Origin of the sequence: Pseudomonas fluorescens (assembly GCF_005938625.1) — a bacterium.
Taxonomy (GTDB): Bacteria; Pseudomonadota; Gammaproteobacteria; order Pseudomonadales; family Pseudomonadaceae; genus Aquipseudomonas; species Aquipseudomonas fluorescens_BD.
The window spans coordinates 47,100-66,097 of record NZ_VCNJ01000026.1 but is presented as its reverse complement, the minus strand read 5'-3'; the positions used below and the strand labels follow the sequence as shown (position 1 = coordinate 66,097).

The following is an 18,998-nucleotide window of genomic DNA, read 5'->3' as shown; positions in this document are numbered from 1 at the left end:
GTGCGGGTTTTTTATTGGGAAAAATCCATGACTCCGATGTTTCGCATTGTCGCCGATGGCGCCGATGTTACGGCCAAGATCAATGATCGGCTGTTGTTGCTGCGTACCTCTGACAAGCCGGGCATGGAGTCCGACGAATTTGAGTTGCGTATCGACGACCGTGATGGGCAAGTGCAATTGCCACGGCGTGGCAGCTCAATCGAGATCTACCTGGGTTACGCCGAAACGTCCTTGGCGCGCATGGGCAGTTACACCGTGGACACGGTCGAGGTATCAGGCCCGCCCGATACCATCGTGATCAAGGGCAAGGCCAGCGACATGCGTGGCAGCGGCAAGACCATCCGTAGCGGAAGCTGGGAAGGCGTGCCGTTGTCGAAGATCGTGGCTGACGTGGCCGCGCGTAATGGCTGGACGCCGGTGTGTCCGGTGTCGACCAAGGTCGCCCGTGTCGACCAGCTCAACGAGTCTGATTTTAATTTCATCACCCGTCTGGCCAAGCAATACGACTGCACGGCCAAGGTCGCCGACGGCAAACTGTTGGTGATGCCGCGCCAAGGTGGCCAGACGGCCAGCGGTAAGGCGTTTGGCGCTGTAACCCTGAGCCGTCGCGACCTCAGCCGCTGGCAATTCAGTCTCGGCGATCGCAATTCGCACAAGGCGGTGGCCACCAAGCATCAGGACAAAAAGAACGGCAAGCTCGCGGTGGTTACCATCGACAACGATGACGCTCCGGACGGCCTGCCGGCAGTGCATACCGACCGCCATATCTACCCAGACAAGGGCGCTGCTGAAGCGGCGGCAAAGGCACGTCTGTCGGCGTTCAACCGCTCGACCGCCGATGTGCGGCTTGAAATGCCCGGCCGGACGGACATCTTTGCCGAGCGTCCCATCATCGCTCAGGGTTTCAAGGTTGGGCTTGATGGCGAATACCTGGCGGATTCGGTCGAGCAGGTGTTCACCCAGTCCGGTTGGTCCACTACGGTCGAATGCAATGCCGGCAAAGCCGGTAAATCCAAGGGCAAGAAAAAGAAAGGGCCGAAACCACCCCTCAAGGTGGTGAACATCGAGAAGCAGTAAACACCTCCCATTGCCGCTTGAGTGTGGTTTTTTTATTTCTGGAGTTTGTATGTCCATCACTGAACAGCAGCTGCAAAGCATCATGCCCAACGCCCGCCGCCAAGCGGGCGTTTTTGTATCCGCCCTCAACGCAGCCATGGTCCATCGGCAGATCAACACGCCGAAACGCCAAGCCGCGTTCCTGGCGCAAGTCGGTCACGAGTCGGGTCAGCTGCAGTACGTCCGGGAACTGGGCGGCGACCAATACCTGAGCAAATACGACACCGGCAGCCTGGCTGCGAAACTGGGCAACACGCCGGCAGCGGATGGTGATGGCCAGCGCTATCGCGGTCGCGGCCTGATCCAGGTCACCGGCCACGACAATTACCTGCGCTGCAGCTTGGCGCTGTTCGGTGACGAGCGATTGCTGCGCACCCCTGAACTGCTGGAGCTGCCGCAGTGGGCCGCCGAGTCGGCCGCATGGTTCTGGTCCGTGAATGGACTGAACGCGCTGGCCGATCAAAATGAATTCAACACGATCACCCGCAGGATCAACGGTGGCCTCAACGGCCTACAGGATCGGCTGGAGTTGTGGGGGCGGGCGAGGGCGGTGCTATGCGTTTCGGCGAACTGATCCCGGCGCCGTATCGGCTACTGGCAAAAGGCGTGCTGCTGGTCGTCTTGGTCGGTGGTTCTGCGTCCATTACCTGGCAAGTGCAGGATTGGCGCTACGGCAAACAGCTCGCTGAGCAGGCCCGACTCCACACCGAAACCTTTAACCAGTTGGCCGTGGCCACGGTTGCGCAGCAGCGTGCCGAACAGGACAAACGCCTCGCGCTCGAGCAGCGCCTGGCAACCAGTGAACAAACCCATTACCGAGCCTTGAGTGATGCCCAACGTGATCAAGGTCGCCTGCGCGACCGCCTTGCCACTGCTGATCTGCGCCTGTCAGTCCTACTCGATGCCTCCACCGGCGCCGGCAACGGATCGTTGTCAGCCACCACCGCCACCGGCGGCGTGGTTTATGGCCCCACAAGAGCCGAACTTGACCCAGCGCATGCTCAACGAATTATCGGCGTCACCGATGACGGCGACCGGGGGCTGATAGCCCTCGCGGCCTGTCAGGCATACGCCAAAGAAGTCTCGACACCGAAGTGAAAAGAGCGGCCGGGCCAGATGCGTCAACATCCGGACCGGCCGCCGTCCCTGCAGATGGTCCCTGCAAGTCCAGCCAAGGCTCTTGCTCCGTGCACAAAGCGCGGCGAGCCTAGCACCTGTTTATCCATACAGCAAAGGTCTTGCTTTTTATGTCTACACCCATCATTCCTTGGATGGGCGGCAAACGCCGCCTGGCCGACCGCCTCATTCCGCTTTTTCCGCCACACGAATGCTACGTTGAAGTCTTTGCCGGCGGTGCCGCGCTCTACTTCATGAAGCCCCAGCCATCGCCGGTTGAAGTCCTCAACGACATCAACGGCGACCTGGTCACGCTTTACCGCGTCGTGCAGAACCACCTCGAAGAGTTTGTGCGCCAATTCAAATGGGCGCTCAGCTCGCGGCAGGTGTTCGAATGGCAGAAAATGACCCGCCCCGAAACCCTCACCGACATCCAGCGCGCCGCCCGATTCTTCTACCTGCAGCACCACGCCTTCGCCGGCAAGGTCTCCGGTCAGACGTTCGGCACGGCGACCACCGCACCGGCCATCAACCTGCTACGCATCGAGGAAAACCTCTCGGCCGCGTGGCAGCGCCTGTCCGGCACCTATGTCGAGAATCTCCCCTGGCTTGAATGCGCCGAACGTTACGACCGCGCCCATACCTTCCATTACATGGACCCGCCTTACTGGCAGACCGCAGGTTACGGGGTGGACTTTCCGTTCGAGAACTACGAGCGGATGGCCGACTTCATGCGCCGTTGCAAAGGCAAGGTGATGGTCAGCATCAACGATCACCCGGACATCCGCCGTGTGTTCGAGGGCTTTCACTTCGAAACCTTAGATATTCGCTACACCACTACTAACCAGCGTCAAGGAAAAGCTGACGTTAGCGGCGAACTCGTGATCATGAACTGGGAGCCTGCAGCACTGGGCGGGCTATTTTCATAGGCCGCTTATCGGATGGGACCCAGCAGGCGATTGATCGGTGACGGGCTAAGCCTCAGGATACTGTATGAAAATACAGTGTCTGACCAATTGTCGTCCATCGACCTGCTGAAGAATTTTCATCAATTGACGACTTTTGGTTGTCTGGCTTAGAATTAGTCAATTGGATAGGGGCTTTTTTGTAATGAAAGCAGCAGAGATTAAAGAGGCAAGCGGCGAGCTTTCTGAACTTGAGAGTGATTTCGCCAGTTTGGCAAGGCTCGCTTCAAGCGAGTCGCACGAGGACGTGAGGCTTTTACTGGCTAAGTTGGTGAGAAAATATCGCCAGCAGCATCCAGAGCTCGCCTCTCGTTTGGATAAGAGTCTTAAAAGTACACAAACACGGTCGGCAGGTAGTTCGTTTCTCCGCCGAGAATCTCCTTCGAGCATCACTCAGGCAAATGACCTGCCGGTGGACAGCGATTCACGCTTGGCGTTGATACGCGTTTTTGATGATCGTGAAGGGCTGGGCGCACCACTATTGCCGAATGCTCTGTTGCGTTCGATTGAAGGCGTCATTCGTGAAAGGCAGATGAGTGATCGCCTGATCTCCAGGGGGATTAGTCCAACGCGATCCGCTGTTCTGGTTGGCCCTCCTGGCGTGGGTAAAACGCTTTCCGCTCGATGGATAGCGTACTGCCTTGGTAAGCCACTTTGGGTGCTTGATCTTACTGCGGTGATGAGTAGTTTGTTGGGTAAGAGCGGTAATAATCTTAGAACCGCACTTGATTATGCAAAGGAGCACTCTGCGGTGCTCCTTCTTGATGAAATAGATGCTATTGCTAAAAAGCGCAGTGACGAATCAGATATCGGTGAGCTGAAGCGGCTTGTAACGGTAATACTACAGGAAGTAGATCAATGGCCTGATACAGGGCTTTTATTGGCTGCAACCAACCACCCAGAGCTTGTAGATCCAGCTTTATGGCGTAGATTTGATGCTGTACTTCATTTCGGCGCGCCGGACGAAAAAGCAATAGAGGCAGCGCTGCCTAGATTTTTTGGGCCAGATCTAGATGCATTTCAGTCTTGGTTGTCTGTTCTTGCTAAAGTGCTTGTTGGAAGTTCGCTATCAGATGTAGAGCGTACAGTGAACGCGCTCCGTCGAGGCCATGTTTTGCAGACGGCTCCAATTGATGAGTTAATCAGCGATGTTATAGGGCAAGGACAAGCTGAGTTGAGCAAGCCTGATAGATTGCAGCTTGCAATTGAGCTTGCAAAAGCTGGGCACTCGCATACCAAAATTAGTCAAATTACAGGCGTGGCTAGGGACACAATCCGCAAGCACGCTGGACCATCCCCAAGACAAGGAAGAGGGCTTAAATAATGGCTGCACGTTATTTGATTGGACGGGGTGAGTTGTTGACTTATCCGATTGATGCTCCTAAGAAAGGAAAGCCAACAAAGGCTCATCCATACACTCTCGCCCAAGCCAAAGAAGCGTTGCTCCCACAGATAGATGAGGCGAACAAAGTATTTTCTAGTCTTTCCGCGAAAGCTTGTGTTGACGAAATTGTAGTTGCTAAATTGACGTTGCACCCTGCGTACTTAGCGAAATCGTTCTTTCCAAAACAGTTGCTTGATCAGGCGGGGCTTAGTTCCGTTGGATCAAGAACTTTGCGCATTCGTCCGCGTCGGATGACTCAAATTAAGGCTACCGAAGAGGCTGAAACAACAGAAATGTTCGTTGCTGGCTTTAGATCTTCACTTCGTAGCTTTACGTCTATGGCGAGAGCTCTGGTGGAGGGAACGCCAGCAGCAGCGCAGTTCGCTCAAATCGAAGCGTTTTCGGCTATGGATGCGAATGATCGAATAAAGGTGACTGATACAGTCGATAGCCATGTGTTTGAGGTGGGCCTGCATATCCCGGAAGATATGAATCCTGGGTATTTAAAGTCTATGTTCGCTGACTTTGCTATTGATTGTGGTTTTAAGGTGAGTAGTGAGTTCGAGTTTCAAGCCGGACGATTGATCTTTTTAGCCATAGAAGGTGGCATCGAACGCTTAGGTGAATTAGCAAAATTTACATTGATGCGTGTCGTGCGGGCTATGCCGAAGATACGCGGAGCTCGTCCGATTGCAAGGAGTCTTCCACTTGCGGTGGGGTTTCAATTGCCTGGCGGTGAGCCTTTATCTAGAGAGCCTAGGGTGGCTATGCTGGACGGTGGTCTGCCATCTGGAACGGTCATTGATAATTATGTTCGTCGCTACTTTTTATCTGATGAAAACGCTTACGATGTTCCGGAGTTTCTAGATCACGGACTAGGCGTTACCTCTGCATTTTTATTTGGCCCAATTGAGCCCAATGGGTTGGCTATGCGCCCCTATGCGCCAGTTGATCACCACCGAGTTTTGGACGCTAAGTCAGACGAAGAGGATCCATATGAACTGTATCGTACTCTTGGTCATGTAGAAACGGTATTGCTCTCACGTCAATATCAGTTTGTTAATTTGAGTCTAGGTCCTGATTTAGCTGTCGAGGACACTGATGTTCATGCTTGGACGGCAGTGCTTGACACGATTTTAAGTGATGGTGAAACACTGATGACGGTGGCTGTAGGCAATAACGGTGAGAGGGATGAAGAGGAGTCTTTAAATCGTATACAAGTACCGGCTGATAGTGTTAATGCATTGTCTGTAGGTGCGGCAGATCACTCTACATCCAATTGGAATCGGGCATCTTACAGCGCCAAGGGACCAGGTCGGAGCCCTGGTAGAAGAAAGCCAGATTTGATTGCATTTGGTGGTTCTCCTAAAGAATATTTTCATGTTGTTGCTTCGGGTGCTCGCCCCAACCTCTCTGCCACATTGGGCACTAGCTTTGCGGCTCCATTGGCGCTTAGATCAGCTGCTGGTATTCGTGCCATATTAGGGGCGGATGTCCACCCTCTTTCCATTAAGGCTCTTCTCATCCACGGGTGCGAAAATAACGATGGGCTCGGTGCTGATAGCGTTGGTTGGGGACGTGTTCCCAATGAGCTAAACGAGTTGATAACTTGTGGTGAGGGTGTTGCTCGAATTATTTATCAGGGAGAGTTGCGGCCAGGAAAATTTTTGCGCGCACCGATCCCGCTTCCATTGCAGGGTTTGCAGGGCAATGTCACATTGCGAGCTACTTTTTGCTATGCGAGCCCTGTCGACCCTCAAGATGCTGGTGCTTATACAAAAGCAGGTTTGGGAATTACGTTTAGACCTCATCGGGATAAGCGGAAAGGGGATTCAAAAAGCGCAACTCCTTACAGCTTTTTCCCTGCAGCAGTATTCAAAAATGAGGCGGAGCTTAGATCGGACTTAGGTAAGTGGGAAACTGTCTTGCACAACGAGAATAATTTTCGTGGTAGCAGTCTTCTAGAACCAGTATTCGACGTTCACTATAATGCTCGTGACGCAGGAGGAGCCGCGTTGAGTAGTGCCGAAAAAATTCGCTATGCACTTGTGGTGACTGTTTCAGCGTCTAAACATCCACAACTACATCAGGATATTCTTGACGCTCATGCATTGCTTGAGGCATTGGAACCTGTTGTGTCCCTCCCGATTCGTACTTAAAATCTGAATAACCCCTTCCCCTCAATTTGGATCAGGGAAGGGGGTTTTTGTTTTTACGGTATATTGGTTTTTTGATTGTGATTTCTAGAAATCACAATGCTTCGAATGTGTTAAAGCTAGCTCGCCATTCTCTCCAGCCGAGCATGACATATGTCTTAAGCGCAATTTGGTTTTCAAAAGGCATTAGACGAGAGTCGTCCAGCGTGCTCAGATATGCTTCCAAATCCCCTAGGGCGTCACAAAATGGACCTGGCGCGCGGGCCTTAAGCACATCGTTGAGTTTTTCGCGTAAGCCATTCCCAAATTCTACCGGTAACAATGCCAAAATGGTGCTCACCTGGTCTGCTGTGGGGACTGGTTCGCCGTACTCGCTGAAAGCCATTGGAAGTAACGGTTGAGTCATGATTATTCCTTTTTGAGTCCGATGCTAGTCTGCGTGAAAGCAGGTGTTGAGGGAGGTCGTCCAGTCTAGTGGGCTACTCGAGCAGATGGAAATCGTCACGTTTCCTGGGATCCGTGGCTCCACCTTGCAGACTGGCCTCATACTCTGCTGCACTCAGAAACGGGGCCCATTACTGGCAACGTTACCGGTCACATGTTGCGTATCGCGTCGTTCTCGTCTAGAACGAACTCTAATCCAATGCCAACTTCCTTTAACACCTTAGCCGCGCGATCAATAAAAAACTCGCCTTGCTCAGGCAGCTCATACAGACCGTTGATGCGAATGACAGGATGCTTCCCAAGAGCGTTGGGGATCTCAGTGTAGATCTCGCCACTTTCGATGAACGCAACGTAGGTATTGAGCTTGTCTTGAAGCAGCTGCAGGTGTTCGCCTTGCTCAGCTTTGCCGCCCCATTCAAGGTGGTCAGAGATATACAGCACCACATTGTCAGGTTCCCACGTCGGGATTGCCCAGATATCAATTACCTGTGGATTTGTAATGGACATGTCTGCTCCCTCAGGGTTTTGGTCGAACAATTTCGACTTTGGTTGGTGGGATTACGGTGCCCCCGGGAAAGCCGGGTTTCCCTTTACCGACAACGATTGCACCGCTTTCTTCGATCTCTGGATACGCAAGTTTTTGGTTGCGAGTCAGTGGTGCTGTTTCCGATGATTTGCATTCGATGCAGGAAATGTTGCCTTCAGCGTCGCGCCCTAGCATATCGAACCTGGTGCGTACTCCGCTCTTAGTCTTGGCTGTCACTTCTCGGCCCACTTCGGGTGTGTTTTCCCGTAGCTCGCGTTCCTTTTGGTCCTCGAAGGCCTTTCCCTTTTCCTTGTTCTTCTCCAACTGCGTACTGAGCACGATGTAGATTGGCTCAATGCCCGAGTCGGGGAACCAGATAATTGCATCTTGGAACTCAGGTGGATGGGCAGGGTTCGCCAGCACCGTGTCAGATTGTGCCGTCGGCGGATACACCCACGCGGTGGGCAATTGTGGGGCGCCTTCCAGGGCTGGAATACCCAGTACACCGTCACCACTTGCCGCTGGCGTCCAAGTGAGCCCAATCCCGTTGCCGATGTCAGCAACATATGTCTCACCGACTTTATCGCCCTTGATGACCGGGACGTTTTCCCAATCCGGCTTACCGCCCGTGTAGAAGCCATAAGCGTTAACGGAGCCATCCGGCAGCGTCTTCACGTTAACACGCACACGGGTGCGGCCAGTTTCAAGCGTTGCGTATTGATCGTTCTTGTAGAAGGCGCTGTCTGGGGAAATGCTGGTGTTCGGTATCAGCATCCCTACGAAGCCCGTTACGAGGCCCGCACCAACAACGCTTGATCCCTTCAGCAGACCCAGTGATAGCGATCCGCCGAGGCGTTGAGCAATTGCACTGCCAGTGGCAGACCCGCCCACCAGTTGTAGTGGAGTGCCTTGGACGGTAATCGCTGCCCCGGTGGCCAGCACTGCCCACAATCCGTAGTCGGCCAGTTTCTCAACGGGCACAAATCCGGCTGGGTTCTTGTGGTTGATTACACCGTCAGGAAGGTTACAGCTCTTGGCAAACACACAGCCTAAGCTGTCCGGTTTGCCTTCTGGTTTCGGTGCCAGGTCTTTGTATTCCGCCCAACGCTGGGCGTGAGTATCTACAGGCTCGCCGCCGCTATAGCGATAGCCTTTCGGCGGGTTGGGTACATAACCGCTCATGCAGCGTCCTTGTTCGTCCTTGGGGGGGGGGCCCGGCCTGAGGCGGGGGCAGAATGACGTTAACGGGAAGCACAAGCGCTGGCTGTAGGACAATTCCTGTTACCCGTGCTGATTTCCCTGTTCCATGTCATTGCAGAGAGGGGATGGTAACCGCACCAGCATGAGAGTTTGAATGGTGGCCATTTGCATGCTCTCTGCCTCGTAAGCAAGTTGGCTAACAGGTTGCGCTTTTTAGATAGGCAATCTCGAGCGGGCGGCTTGGTTTGCCTATGAACTTGAAGGGTAGCCAACGACATCGACTGGGTATGGGGCAAGCAATATGCAAAACCACGCCATTCAATGCCGAATTTGCATTTGTGTAAGCAGGCGGAAGCGGACGTAATAGCCAGAAAATACGGGCCTCGTGCGCATAAGTCGTCACATACTCCAGCACAATCGAGGTGTGAAATAAATATCGTGCTTGAACTTTTGTGTTTTTTGTGAGATAGCTAGTGCAGGCTGTGATGGACGCCTGCCGCTTGCACTGGCGAAGTCAAACACCATCTTGTTCTAGCTGGATCCCCTTCTACATTCGTAGCACCTACCCAGGCGCACGGTGAGCAAGCAATCGAAGTTTTACGCGCCGATTCGGAGTAGAGCTATGAATCAGTACAGCTATTTAAACCTCATCAAGCGCGAAGCAAAAGCCTACGGTAAATCCCACGGTATATCTCTAGCTCTGGCGCTCGAGCATATCGCGCGTGAGTCCGGCTTTGGTCATTATCATGAGATGGTCGCAGTCTCGAAAACGAATCCTAATGACCAGCGTCTGATGCTGCGGGCTGTCGGCCTCGCAAATTTCAATGAGATATTGTTTGAGGATCCCTTGTGGGGGGATTTAGATTCCTTGGTCGAAGACGCACTGAGCGGTCCTATGGCGGAAACAAACGCTACGGGATTTATAGTCGAAAATCTGGAGGTATCATCTGCGGATTACGATGAGTCAACTGGAGTGGCTACTCTTGAGGTTCAGTTCGAATATAACGGAGAGCAAGACCAGGAACGTGTTTGGCATGGCGCCGGGTTCCATTTGGAAGGTCAAATACAATTGATTTTCCGGGGGGAATGGAGCTTGGTGAATGATGATGCATTGCTGATAACCGCTTTCAAGACTGACCAAGACATGGATCACGAAGCTGGATTGGATGATCTGTACGAGCAGTTTCTAGCCTCACAAAACAACGATGACAAGCCAACTGATGATCCCTTTCAGGTTTAGGGCAGATTTAGGGCAAGACAGGGGCCGCTTTACGCCGCTAGAGGCTTTCAACTCTCTCAAGAATCCTCGGTTTTAGCGGTCTGGAGCGGCCTGGATGTATGAATGAAGGGGTTCGAATCCCTATCTCTCCGCCATTACATAGAAAAAGCCCCGTAGATGAAAATCTACGGGGCTTTTTCGTTTCTGCGAATCCAGTACTCGTGGCGATAGCGAAAGTGCTGAAGCGCGTCTTGCACGGTGAGGTCATCGGCAGAGAGGCAATTTAAGTAAACACAGCCTCTGCCGACATTAGAGATACGACGCTCCCAGAACTCGCCGACCCATTTAAAGCTGCGTTCGCAGAGTAGGGTGCTGTCATTATTGGCCCGTGATCAGCCGCCAGATCACACCTGTCGTCGTTTATCCTCTGTCCAGCCATGAGGCCAGCGCTTTCACTAAAGTGGATACTTGCTCACCTCGGCCGTGAAAGGCGCATCCAGCGAGTTCCAGCCTCGCTCCCTATTTGAATTGGTTTGAATATGATGATTCCACCATCAGCCCAAGGTGCTCACCGCGTTTCTCAACGTCAGTCCGTCAAGTCAGGCAGCAGCGCCGCTCCCCACGTCGACGACTGCGAAGTACTGGTTGCGCAGCCGCCGGTATTCGAAGATGGCGAGCCGCCAGTCGGCGTGGTCATCCATGCGTATTACCCCGAAGTGCTGCAAGATATCCTCCGCCGTTTGATTAAACTGCCTGAACGCCTGCATCTTTACGTAACCTGCGTAGCGGGTCGTGACGATGCGGTCTGTGCTCAGCTGACGGCCAGTACATTGAGTTTTTCGCTATACCGGGTGCCGAACCACGGCAGGGACGTTTTGCCGTTTCTGCGGGTGCTGCCGTTCTTGCGTGCCGATAATATCCGCACGCTGGTCAAGCTGCACACCAAGCGTTCGCTGCACTTGGGCGGGGAGAACGACTGGGGCGTTGAACTATTCGATGATCTGCTGGGCCCGGTACGATTCAGTCGAGCGCTGGAACACCTTGCCGACCCGGTGCACGTTCCAATGCTGGGTCCCCAGCGATACCTGCTGCCAGTCACCCGATTCCTCAGCGAAAGCAATCGCGCCTTGCTTGTCACCCTGGCTGAGCGTGGCGGCGTTGATCCGCAAGGCATCAACGAAGCGGATTATTTTGCCGGCACCATGTTCTTTGCGCGCACTGAAGTGTTCGCCCCACTGGAGCGGATGCAACTCACGGGCAACGATTTCGAAGAGGAAAGCGGCCAGCTCGACGGCACCCTCGCGCACACCCTGGAGCGATTTTTCGGCGTTCTGGCGAATGTTGGTCGCCAGCAGCGCAATATCGACCTTTATCAGCGCTGGCTGGCGAGTCGGCAACTGGCTGCCGTCGAGGTCGAAGGTTTACCCGCGCGACTGGCGAGCTGGCCGCGGCAACCTGACGTGTTGTTGGTGTTGACCGATACTGCGGGTGACATCGGACTGTTGCGTTCCAGCCTGGCAAGCATCGATCGCCAGCTTTATCAGGCGGCGGCCATCGTGGTGCTCTCCAACGCCGAACCTGTTGGTGTGACACCGGCGGCCAATCTGGTCTGGCTACCGCTGGCCGAATCCTGGCCGAGCCAGCTCAATGAGCTGTTGCAGGAGATCGAGGTTGACTGGTGGTACCTGTTACGCGGCGGAGACGAACTTGATCCTCACGCGCTGCTTTTGCTCGCCGAAGGCATCGCGCTGAATCCTGGTGTCAGCGCTTGCTACAGCGATGAAGACTCACTGACCGCTGAAGGCTGCCAGGGTCCGGTATTCAAGCCGGATTTGAATCTGGATATGTTGCGCAGTTATCCGTATGTCGGCCGCGCACTGTCCTTCAGTCGCGAGGCCGCGCTGTCTGCTGACGGTTTTGATCCCGCCTTCAGCGAACTGGCGCCCCACGATTTGCTTTTTCGGCTGATTGAAACTCACGGTCTGGGGACTGTCGGGCACCTCGCGGATGTGCTGGTGCATCAGACCATCAATTTCCCCCAGTGGCTCAGTGAGCCCCAAGTCATCGCGAACTCGGCAGCCATCGTCGGGGCGCACTTGCAGCGCCTGGGCGTGGCTCATGAGCTGCAGGCGGGACCGTTGCCGATGGCTAACCGTGTGGTCTACCGACATGCGGAGCAGCCGCTGGTCTCGATCCTTATTCCCACCAAGGACTGCCTGCCGATGCTGCTGCGCTGTATCGAAAGCATCATGGAGAAAACCAGCTATACGAATTACGAACTGATCATCATCGACAACAACAGCGAAACCGACGAAGCCCGGGACTGGTTCAACGGTATGGAGCTGTTGAACAATCCCAAAGTGCGTATCTTGCGTTATCCGCACCCGTTCAACTATCCGGCGATCAATAATTTTGCCGCCGGCCATGCCCGCGGCGATTACCTGGTGCTGCTCAACAATGACACGGCGATCATTGATGGCGACAGGCTTGGTGCGCTGCTCCATCACGCCCAGCGGCCAGAAGTGGGGATAGTGGGCGCCAAACTGTTGTTCCTCGACGGGACTGTTCAGCATGCAGGCGTGGTACTCGGGTTGCGTGGCGTTGCAGACCACCCGTTTATCGGCGATTCAATGCAGTCCAACGGCTACCTTCACCGCTTGCATCTTGATCAAAACTACAGCGCGGTCACCGCCGCCTGCCTGATGATCAGCACCGAGCTGTACCAGCAAGTGGGTGGAATGGACGAGGTCGGCCTGGCTGTTTCCTTTAACGATGTGGATCTGTGCCTGAAAGTCGGCCAGGCTGGACGGCTGATTGTCTGGACGCCCTATGCGCTGCTCGTTCACGAAGCCAGTGTGAGCCAGAACAACGTCGACACGACCAAGGAGCAAGCCAAGCGCAAACGGTTCAAGAGCGAACAGTCGGTGATGTATCAGCGTTGGCTTGCGCAAATCGCCAATGATCCGGCCTACAACCGCAACCTGACCCTGGAAGGCAGTGGCTTCTCCTCCAAATACCGCACCGATACGGACTGGCACCCGTTTGCCAGTCGTGAGTTGCCGCACGTGCTGTGTCACCCCCTCGACTCTTTCGGTAGCGGACACTACCGCGTGCGTCAGCCTTTCGCTGCCCTGAAAGCCGCGCAGCTGATTGGCGGAACGGTGAGCGACGAGGGACTGCAACCGACAGAACTGGAGCGCATTGCGCCGGACACGATTATTTTCCAGGGGCAGCACACAACGCCTCATCTGGAATACATGCAGGACACCAAGGCATTCTCCAGAGCGTTCAAGGTTTACGAGCTGGATGACTATATTCTCGACGTGCCCGCTGGCAACTTGAACCACGAATTGCTGCCCAAAGACATCACCAAACGCTTGAAGAAAGCCGTAGGGCTGTGCGATCGGTTGGTGGTGTCGACCGAACCGCTGGCCAATGCGCTGAAGGGGTTCAATGCCGACATCCGGGTGGTGGAAAACCGTCTGCCGAGCCATTGGTGGAGCGATCTCACCAGCCATCGCCAGCAAGGCCGCAAGCCTCGGGTTGGCTGGGCCGGCGGCTCAAGTCACAGCGCCGACCTGCAAGTCATTGCCGAAGTGGTTCGTGCGCTGGAAGGGGAGGTTGAATGGGTGTTCATGGGGATGTGCCCACCAGCACTGCGTCCCTATGTCCATGAGTTCCATAGAGGGGTGAGTATCGAAAAATACCCGCAAAGACTGGCCGGCCTGAACCTGGATCTGGCTTTGGCACCGCTGAAAGACAACTTTTTCAACGCCTGCAAAAGCAATTTGCGCTTGTTGGAATATGGCGCCTGTGGTTTCCCCGTGATCTGCTCGGATATCGTTTGTTATCAGGGTGATTTCCCGGTGACGAGGGTCAGGAACCGTTCGCAAGACTGGATTGCTGCTATTCGCGAACATCTTGCGGAACCTGATGCCAGCGCCAGGGCTGGAGAGGCCCTGCGCAGCGTTGTACTCGATCACTGGATGCTCAAGGACGAACATCTGTTGGCGTGGCGAAACACCTGGCTGGCGGACTAAACAAGAAGCCTGCATTGTGAGCGGGCCGCTTTCAGGTCTTTCCCACGGTCGCGCAAAGCGCCCAAGCTTGCTCGATACCGGCCCGAAAAAAAGCCTCACAGTCTTAATCTGTGGGGCTTTTCCATTTCCGCAGGGTCGTGCAGAGCGACTAGATCTCCTTGACCGGCGTCTCCCCCTGCACAGCCTTGATCAATCCGATCACATGCAAACAGTCCGCCTTGTTCACATAAGACTCGCCACTGGCGATGGTCTCGTGGTTACCCGCCCTCAGTCTCCAGCGCCACTGCCCTTTGCCGGTGCTCGGGGTGCCTCTGGATTGTCTGTAAATCTCGAAATACATTCAGTTCGCTCCATGCGATTCATTGTGCGACAGCCTGTGTGGCGCATGCTCGCAAGCCTAGCGCAGACGGTTTTTTTGGCTATCGGACATTTGTTTCCAATCGTTCGCGGATGTTTCCGAAGGGCGCGGGCTAGAGCGTGTGGTTAGGCCTCTGGATTGGCCAATATGACGCCGTCTGCGCCTTGCAACGCCGTCGACGCTCCTGCTTAATACGGGACGGCTCATGGCGTCGAATATCGTTCGGCGACCGACAAACACTATAAGAAGAGCACTCCTTTGACTGAGCACGGAACGCAACAGGCCGGGCAGGTGACGTTATCGCTGGTGGTCCCCGTTTTTAACGAGGAGGACAGCCTCGATACTTTTCTGCGGCGGATCAATGAAGTCTTTCAGGCACAGGTGTTGATCGATCTGGAGCTGGTGTTCGTCAACGACGGCAGCACAGACGCGACCCTCGAACGCCTGCTCGAACATCAGCGCCAGGATGTGCGCCTGCGTATCGTCGACCTGAGCCGCAACTTCGGCAAAGAAGCGGCGCTGTCCGCCGGTTTGCAGATCGCGACCGGACAGATCGTGGTCCCCATCGATGCTGACTTGCAGGACCCGCCGGAGGTCATTTTGCAGATGATCGAGCGCTGGCGAGAAGGATTTGAAGTGGTGCTCGGTCACCGCATCAGCCGTCGCAGCGACACTTGGGCCAAGCAGACTTCCGCTCACTGGTTCTATCGTCTGCACAACAAGATTGCCGAACAGCCTTTACCCGAGAACGTCGGCGATTTTCGCCTGATGGATCGCTGCGTGGTCGATGCCTTGCTGACCTTGCCCGAATCCCGGCGCTTCATGAAGGGCCTGTTCGCCTGGGTCGGCTTTCGCACCACCCACGTCGATTACGAACGCCCCGAGCGCGTGGCGGGGCAGAGCAAGTTCAATGGTTGGCGGTTGTGGAATTTCGCGCTGGAGGGCATCACCAGTTTCAGCACCGAGCCATTGCGGATCTGGACGTATGTCGGCGCGCTGGTGTCGCTGGTGTCTTTTGCCTTCGCCATGTTCATTGTCGTGCGCACGTTGATTCACGGTGTCGACATGCCCGGTTATGCCTCGTTGATGGTGGCCGTGACCTTTCTCGGTGGACTGCAATTGATCGGCATCGGCGTACTCGGCGAGTACCTGGGCCGCACCTATATCGAATCCAAACGCCGACCGGTTTTTCTGGTGCGTCGCGTCTACGACCCCAAGGACTGATTCATGGATCTCAAGGAAACCGACATCCTCGGCGACAGCATCAACGAGCATTGGTATTACTGTTCAAAAGCTGCGGCGACGAAGCGTTTGCTGGGGAATGCACCCATCAGCCGAATCCTCGATGTCGGCGCCGGGTCGGGTTTTTTCTCCCATCATTTGTTGACGCACACCGAGGCGCGCGAAGCATGGTGCGTGGATATCAGCTACCCCGCGGACTCCAGCACCACCACCGCCGGCAAACCGGTGCACTACCGTCGCGGGATCGAGACCATCGATGCCGATCTGGTGTTGCTGATGGACGTACTGGAGCATGTCGATGACGACCTCGGATTGCTCAAGATGTACGTCGATAAAGTGCCGTCGGGCAGTCGATTCCTGATGACTGTGCCGGCATTCCAGTTCCTGTGGAGCGGTCACGACGACTTTCTCGAACACAAGCGCCGCTACACCCTGGTGCAGTTCGAAACCCTGGCGCGTGACGCGGGTTTGACGGTGCAGCGCGGTGCTTATTATTTCGGCGCGGTGTTCCCGATTGCGGCGGCGTTGCGCTTGTTGCCGCAAGGCGCGCAAGCGCAACCGCCGCGCTCGCAGCTGAAACGCCATCACCCACTGGTCAATGGCGTCCTCAAGACCTTGTGCAGTCTCGAACTGCCGTTGCTGGGCATCAACCGCCTGGCCGGGTTGAGTGTGTTCGTGCTGGCGCGCAAACCGTGACCTCGGCGGAGAAAAATGCATTGATCCAGCGTGGTGTGCGCTTTGCCTTGACCGGGCTGTTCGTCACCGCGTTGCATGCGTTGGTGGCGGTGCTGGTCATCAATTTCATTGCTGCGCAGCCGCCGCTGGCCAACGGCGTGGCGTTTGCCGTAGCGACCGTGGTGTCCTACGTGATCAACACCACCTGGAGTTTTTCTGCCCGTTTGCACGGGCGAACGCTGCTGCGTTTCCTGCTGGTGTCCGTGGGCGGTTTTTTCCTGGCGATGTTCGTTGCCTGGGCCGCGCAGGTTGCCGGGCTGCACTATCTGCTGGGCATCGTTGCGGTGGCGTTGACGATTCCAGCGTTCACCTTTGTCTTGCACAATTTCTGGACGTATCGATGAAGGCTTCGCGAAACCATCCGGCGCTGGGCCTGTTGCCCTTACTGCTCGGTGTGCTGGCATTTTTCTGCGTGATCGGGCCGCAAGCGCTCGATCCGCAAAACATTGCCTGGCTGGAGCAGGGCGATCCGGCGACGCATTATCTGGGCTGGGAATATTTCCGGCACTCACCCTGGACCTTTCCGCTGGGCCTTAACCCGTCCTATGGTCTGGAATTGGGCAATTCGATTATTTTCTCCGACTCCAACCCGCTGCTGGCGCTGCTGTTCAAGCTGTTCAATGCGTGGTTACCGGCGACCTTCCAGTATTTCGGTCTGTGGCTGCTGGCGTGTTTCGTTCTGCAAGCCTGGTTCGGTTGGAAACTGTTGGGGTTGATGACGGGCAATCCGCTGATTCGCCTGCTGGGCACTGGATTGCTGGTAATTTCGCCGCCGATGTTCCTGCGCATGGGCGGGCACCTTTCCCTGTCCGGACATTTTCTGATTCTGGCAGCGCTGTACCTGGCGTTATTGCCGAACCTGTATCGACGTCGTCTGGCCTGGGGCTCGCTGCTGGCGGTGACGGCGATGGTGCATGCCTACCTGTTGGCGATGGTGGCGCTAATCTGGGTGGCGGATCTGCTCGGCAAGACCTTCAGCCAGCAATTGACGCGGCGTCAAGGTCTGCTCGAAGGCGTTTCGCTGTTTGCCGTGGTGAGTGTGTGCTGCTGGCAGGTCGGTTACTTCGCTATTGCCGATGGCGCGCAATCCGGCGGTTTCGGTTTGTACCGGATGAACCTGCTGTCACCACTGGATCCGGCCGGCTGGTCGTTGATTTTGCCGGATCTGCCAAAAGCCAGCGGCGATTACGAAGGCTTCAATTATCCAGGGCTGGGTGTGCTGTTGCTGGTACCGTTGGCGCTGATTGCCTTTCTGAGAAATCGCCAGCCGCTGAAGGATGAGCTTCGTCTTCGCCCTTGGTTAATGCTGGCGTTGATCGGTTTATCGTTGTTTGCGCTATCGAACCAGATCGGTGTCGGCGCACACACCTTCAGCTACCCGCTACCGAAAATCGCCATCAAACTGGCGAATATTTTTCGCGCTTCGGGGCGGATGTTCTGGCCGGTGTTGTACGCGCTCATCCTGATGGTGATGTTTCTGCTGGTGCGCGGTTACCGGCCACGCATCGTCGTCGCACTGCTGGCGCTGGCGTTGACGATACAGGTCGTCGATACGCGCAACGGCTGGATGGGTTTGCGCAACGGCAAGATGATAACGCCGTCCGCAGAATGGCCAACGCCGATGCGTGATCCATTCTGGGCGAGTGCGGCGGCGCATTACCCGAACATCCGCAGTCTGATGCCGCAGAATCAGTCCGAGCGCTGGCAAGTGATTGCCGATTTCGCCGCGACCCACGGCCTGAAAACCGACGCCGTTTATCTGGGGCGCATGAGTTCCACAGCGCTTGAGCAGGCCCGGCAAAAATCGCAGCGCATGCTTGAGTCAGGGCAATACGATGCCGACTCCTTGTACATTCTCGACGATTCCGTGCTGGCCGATGCCGCCAAAAGCGTCAACAGTGAAACGGATTTGCTGACCCGCGTGGATGGTCTGGTGGTACTGGCGCCGGGCTGGAAGCGTTGTTCGCAGTGCCTGAGCATGCCGGATGAAGGGCGGCGGATGTCACTACTGGCATTGATGCGTCCCGGTCAGACGCTGATCTTCAACTACTCCGCCCGGCAGTTGGCCAGCGGCTGGTCGCCCCCGGAAAACTGGGGAACATGGTCGGCGGGGCAGCAGGCGCAGATCGACTTGCGGGTGTCACCCGAGGCGCGCTCGATTGCGCTGGATGTCATGGCATTCGTTTTGCCGCAACACCCGGCGCAGCGAGTGATTGTCAGTTTGAATGGCGAGCAGGTGCTGACTACGCGCATGGTGGAGCATCAGGGTAATCATCTGGAGATCCCGATCAGTCCTGCGATCCGTCAGCATCTGGCAGACAATGATCGCCTGACGATCGAGCTGCAATTGCCCGACGCCATCAGCCCTGAACAATTGGGCATCAATGACGATTCACGGGTCATGGGGCTGGGCTTGAAGCGCTTGACGGTGAACTGACGCACCGTGGCGATGGACGCCGGGGCCCCGGCCTTTCTACACTGCCAGTATTCCGGGGGG

Annotated in this window: 16 protein-coding genes; 12 read left to right on the top strand and 4 right to left on the bottom strand. The window is 55.6% G+C overall.

What is annotated here, in order from left to right; all coding sequences use genetic code 11:
- Nucleotides 1–27: 27 nt before the first annotated feature.
- The 6 genes from FGA82_RS17160 (at nucleotide 28) to FGA82_RS17135 (ending at nucleotide 6,740) form a co-directional block, all read left to right on the top strand.
- The gene (locus tag FGA82_RS17160) at nucleotides 28–1,077 is read left to right on the top strand and encodes a phage late control D family protein (RefSeq protein WP_141127965.1); all 1,050 of its coding nucleotides are present in this window, start codon (nucleotides 28–30) and stop codon (nucleotides 1,075–1,077) included.
- Between the two features lie 49 nt (nucleotides 1,078–1,126).
- Nucleotides 1,127–1,690, top strand: coding sequence for a glycoside hydrolase family 19 protein (locus FGA82_RS17155; RefSeq protein ID WP_141127964.1), 564 nt, complete (start codon nucleotides 1,127–1,129; stop codon nucleotides 1,688–1,690).
- Nucleotides 1,672–2,214 carry a lysis protein gene (locus FGA82_RS17150; protein WP_141127963.1) on the top strand — a complete coding sequence of 181 codons (543 nt, stop codon included), beginning with the start codon at nucleotides 1,672–1,674 and terminating at the stop codon, nucleotides 2,212–2,214. Before FGA82_RS17155 ends, FGA82_RS17150 begins: the two co-directional genes overlap by 19 nt.
- 149 nt (nucleotides 2,215–2,363) lie before the next feature.
- Nucleotides 2,364–3,161 carry a DNA adenine methylase gene (locus tag FGA82_RS17145; protein ID WP_141127962.1) on the top strand — a complete coding sequence of 266 codons (798 nt, stop codon included), beginning with the start codon at nucleotides 2,364–2,366 and terminating at the stop codon, nucleotides 3,159–3,161.
- Between the two features lie 181 nt (nucleotides 3,162–3,342).
- Entirely contained in the window at nucleotides 3,343–4,521 is a 1,179-nt protein-coding gene (locus FGA82_RS17140) for an AAA family ATPase (protein ID WP_141127961.1), read from the top strand.
- The gene (locus tag FGA82_RS17135) at nucleotides 4,521–6,740 is read left to right on the top strand and encodes a S8 family peptidase (protein ID WP_141127960.1); all 2,220 of its coding nucleotides are present in this window, start codon (nucleotides 4,521–4,523) and stop codon (nucleotides 6,738–6,740) included. The genes FGA82_RS17140 and FGA82_RS17135 overlap by 1 nt, the downstream gene beginning before the upstream one ends.
- Nucleotides 6,741–6,831: 91 nt before the next feature.
- On the opposite strand, the gene FGA82_RS17130 is transcribed toward FGA82_RS17135, so the two are convergent.
- The 3 genes from FGA82_RS17130 to FGA82_RS17120 form a co-directional block, all read right to left on the bottom strand.
- Nucleotides 6,832–7,143, bottom strand: coding sequence for a hypothetical protein (locus tag FGA82_RS17130; RefSeq protein ID WP_141127959.1), 312 nt, complete (start codon nucleotides 7,141–7,143; stop codon nucleotides 6,832–6,834).
- A gap of 188 nt (nucleotides 7,144–7,331) precedes the next feature.
- The gene (locus FGA82_RS17125) at nucleotides 7,332–7,688 is read right to left on the bottom strand and encodes a DUF6572 domain-containing protein (protein WP_141127958.1); all 357 of its coding nucleotides are present in this window, start codon (nucleotides 7,686–7,688) and stop codon (nucleotides 7,332–7,334) included.
- Nucleotides 7,689–7,698: 10 nt separating this feature from the next.
- Nucleotides 7,699–8,889 carry an S-type pyocin domain-containing protein gene (locus FGA82_RS17120; protein WP_141127957.1) on the bottom strand — a complete coding sequence of 397 codons (1,191 nt, stop codon included), beginning with the start codon at nucleotides 8,887–8,889 and terminating at the stop codon, nucleotides 7,699–7,701.
- Nucleotides 8,890–9,529: 640 nt separating this feature from the next.
- On the opposite strand from FGA82_RS17120, the gene FGA82_RS17115 reads away from it, so the two are divergent.
- Nucleotides 9,530–10,147 (top strand): hypothetical protein, encoded by a 618-nt coding sequence (locus FGA82_RS17115; RefSeq protein WP_141127956.1) that lies wholly within the window; start codon nucleotides 9,530–9,532, stop codon nucleotides 10,145–10,147.
- Nucleotides 10,148–10,668: 521 nt separating this feature from the next.
- The gene (locus FGA82_RS17110; protein ID WP_141127955.1) at nucleotides 10,669–14,166 is read left to right on the top strand and encodes a rhamnan synthesis F family protein; all 3,498 of its coding nucleotides are present in this window, start codon (nucleotides 10,669–10,671) and stop codon (nucleotides 14,164–14,166) included.
- A gap of 148 nt (nucleotides 14,167–14,314) precedes the next feature.
- On the opposite strand, the gene FGA82_RS17105 is transcribed toward FGA82_RS17110, so the two are convergent.
- Entirely contained in the window at nucleotides 14,315–14,506 is a 192-nt protein-coding gene (locus tag FGA82_RS17105; RefSeq protein WP_016984684.1) for a YegP family protein, read from the bottom strand.
- Nucleotides 14,507–14,782: 276 nt separating this feature from the next.
- On the opposite strand from FGA82_RS17105, the gene FGA82_RS17100 reads away from it, so the two are divergent.
- From FGA82_RS17100 to FGA82_RS17085, 4 genes are read left to right on the top strand one after another with little or no spacing between them, the layout of a single operon-like run.
- Entirely contained in the window at nucleotides 14,783–15,748 is a 966-nt protein-coding gene (locus tag FGA82_RS17100; RefSeq protein WP_141127954.1) for a glycosyltransferase family 2 protein, read from the top strand.
- A gap of 3 nt (nucleotides 15,749–15,751) precedes the next feature.
- Nucleotides 15,752–16,462: a class I SAM-dependent methyltransferase gene (locus FGA82_RS17095; protein WP_141127953.1), complete on the top strand. Its 711-nt coding sequence runs from the start codon at nucleotides 15,752–15,754 to the stop codon at nucleotides 16,460–16,462.
- Complete coding sequence (locus FGA82_RS17090) at nucleotides 16,459–16,845, top strand: GtrA family protein (RefSeq protein WP_141127952.1); 387 nt, start codon at nucleotides 16,459–16,461, stop codon at nucleotides 16,843–16,845. The genes FGA82_RS17095 and FGA82_RS17090 overlap by 4 nt, the downstream gene beginning before the upstream one ends.
- Nucleotides 16,842–18,938, top strand: coding sequence for a DUF6311 domain-containing protein (locus FGA82_RS17085; protein WP_141127951.1), 2,097 nt, complete (start codon nucleotides 16,842–16,844; stop codon nucleotides 18,936–18,938). Before FGA82_RS17090 ends, FGA82_RS17085 begins: the two co-directional genes overlap by 4 nt.
- Nucleotides 18,939–18,998: the final 60 nt, after the last annotated feature.

Coding starts and splice junctions, on each gene's coding strand:
- FGA82_RS17160 (WP_141127965.1), top strand. CDS start 28: ATGACTCCGATGTTTCGCATTGTCGCCGATGGCGCCGATGTTACGGCC.
- FGA82_RS17155 (WP_141127964.1), top strand. CDS start 1,127: ATGTCCATCACTGAACAGCAGCTGCAAAGCATCATGCCCAACGCCCGC.
- FGA82_RS17150 (WP_141127963.1), top strand. CDS start 1,672: ATGCGTTTCGGCGAACTGATCCCGGCGCCGTATCGGCTACTGGCAAAA.
- FGA82_RS17145 (WP_141127962.1), top strand. CDS start 2,364: ATGTCTACACCCATCATTCCTTGGATGGGCGGCAAACGCCGCCTGGCC.
- FGA82_RS17140 (WP_141127961.1), top strand. CDS start 3,343: ATGAAAGCAGCAGAGATTAAAGAGGCAAGCGGCGAGCTTTCTGAACTT.
- FGA82_RS17135 (WP_141127960.1), top strand. CDS start 4,521: ATGGCTGCACGTTATTTGATTGGACGGGGTGAGTTGTTGACTTATCCG.
- FGA82_RS17130 (WP_141127959.1), bottom strand. CDS start 7,143: ATGACTCAACCGTTACTTCCAATGGCTTTCAGCGAGTACGGCGAACCA.
- FGA82_RS17125 (WP_141127958.1), bottom strand. CDS start 7,688: ATGTCCATTACAAATCCACAGGTAATTGATATCTGGGCAATCCCGACG.
- FGA82_RS17120 (WP_141127957.1), bottom strand. CDS start 8,889: ATGAGCGGTTATGTACCCAACCCGCCGAAAGGCTATCGCTATAGCGGC.
- FGA82_RS17115 (WP_141127956.1), top strand. CDS start 9,530: ATGAATCAGTACAGCTATTTAAACCTCATCAAGCGCGAAGCAAAAGCC.
- FGA82_RS17110 (WP_141127955.1), top strand. CDS start 10,669: ATGATTCCACCATCAGCCCAAGGTGCTCACCGCGTTTCTCAACGTCAG.
- FGA82_RS17105 (WP_016984684.1), bottom strand. CDS start 14,506: ATGTATTTCGAGATTTACAGACAATCCAGAGGCACCCCGAGCACCGGC.
- FGA82_RS17095 (WP_141127953.1), top strand. CDS start 15,752: ATGGATCTCAAGGAAACCGACATCCTCGGCGACAGCATCAACGAGCAT.
- FGA82_RS17085 (WP_141127951.1), top strand. CDS start 16,842: ATGAAGGCTTCGCGAAACCATCCGGCGCTGGGCCTGTTGCCCTTACTG.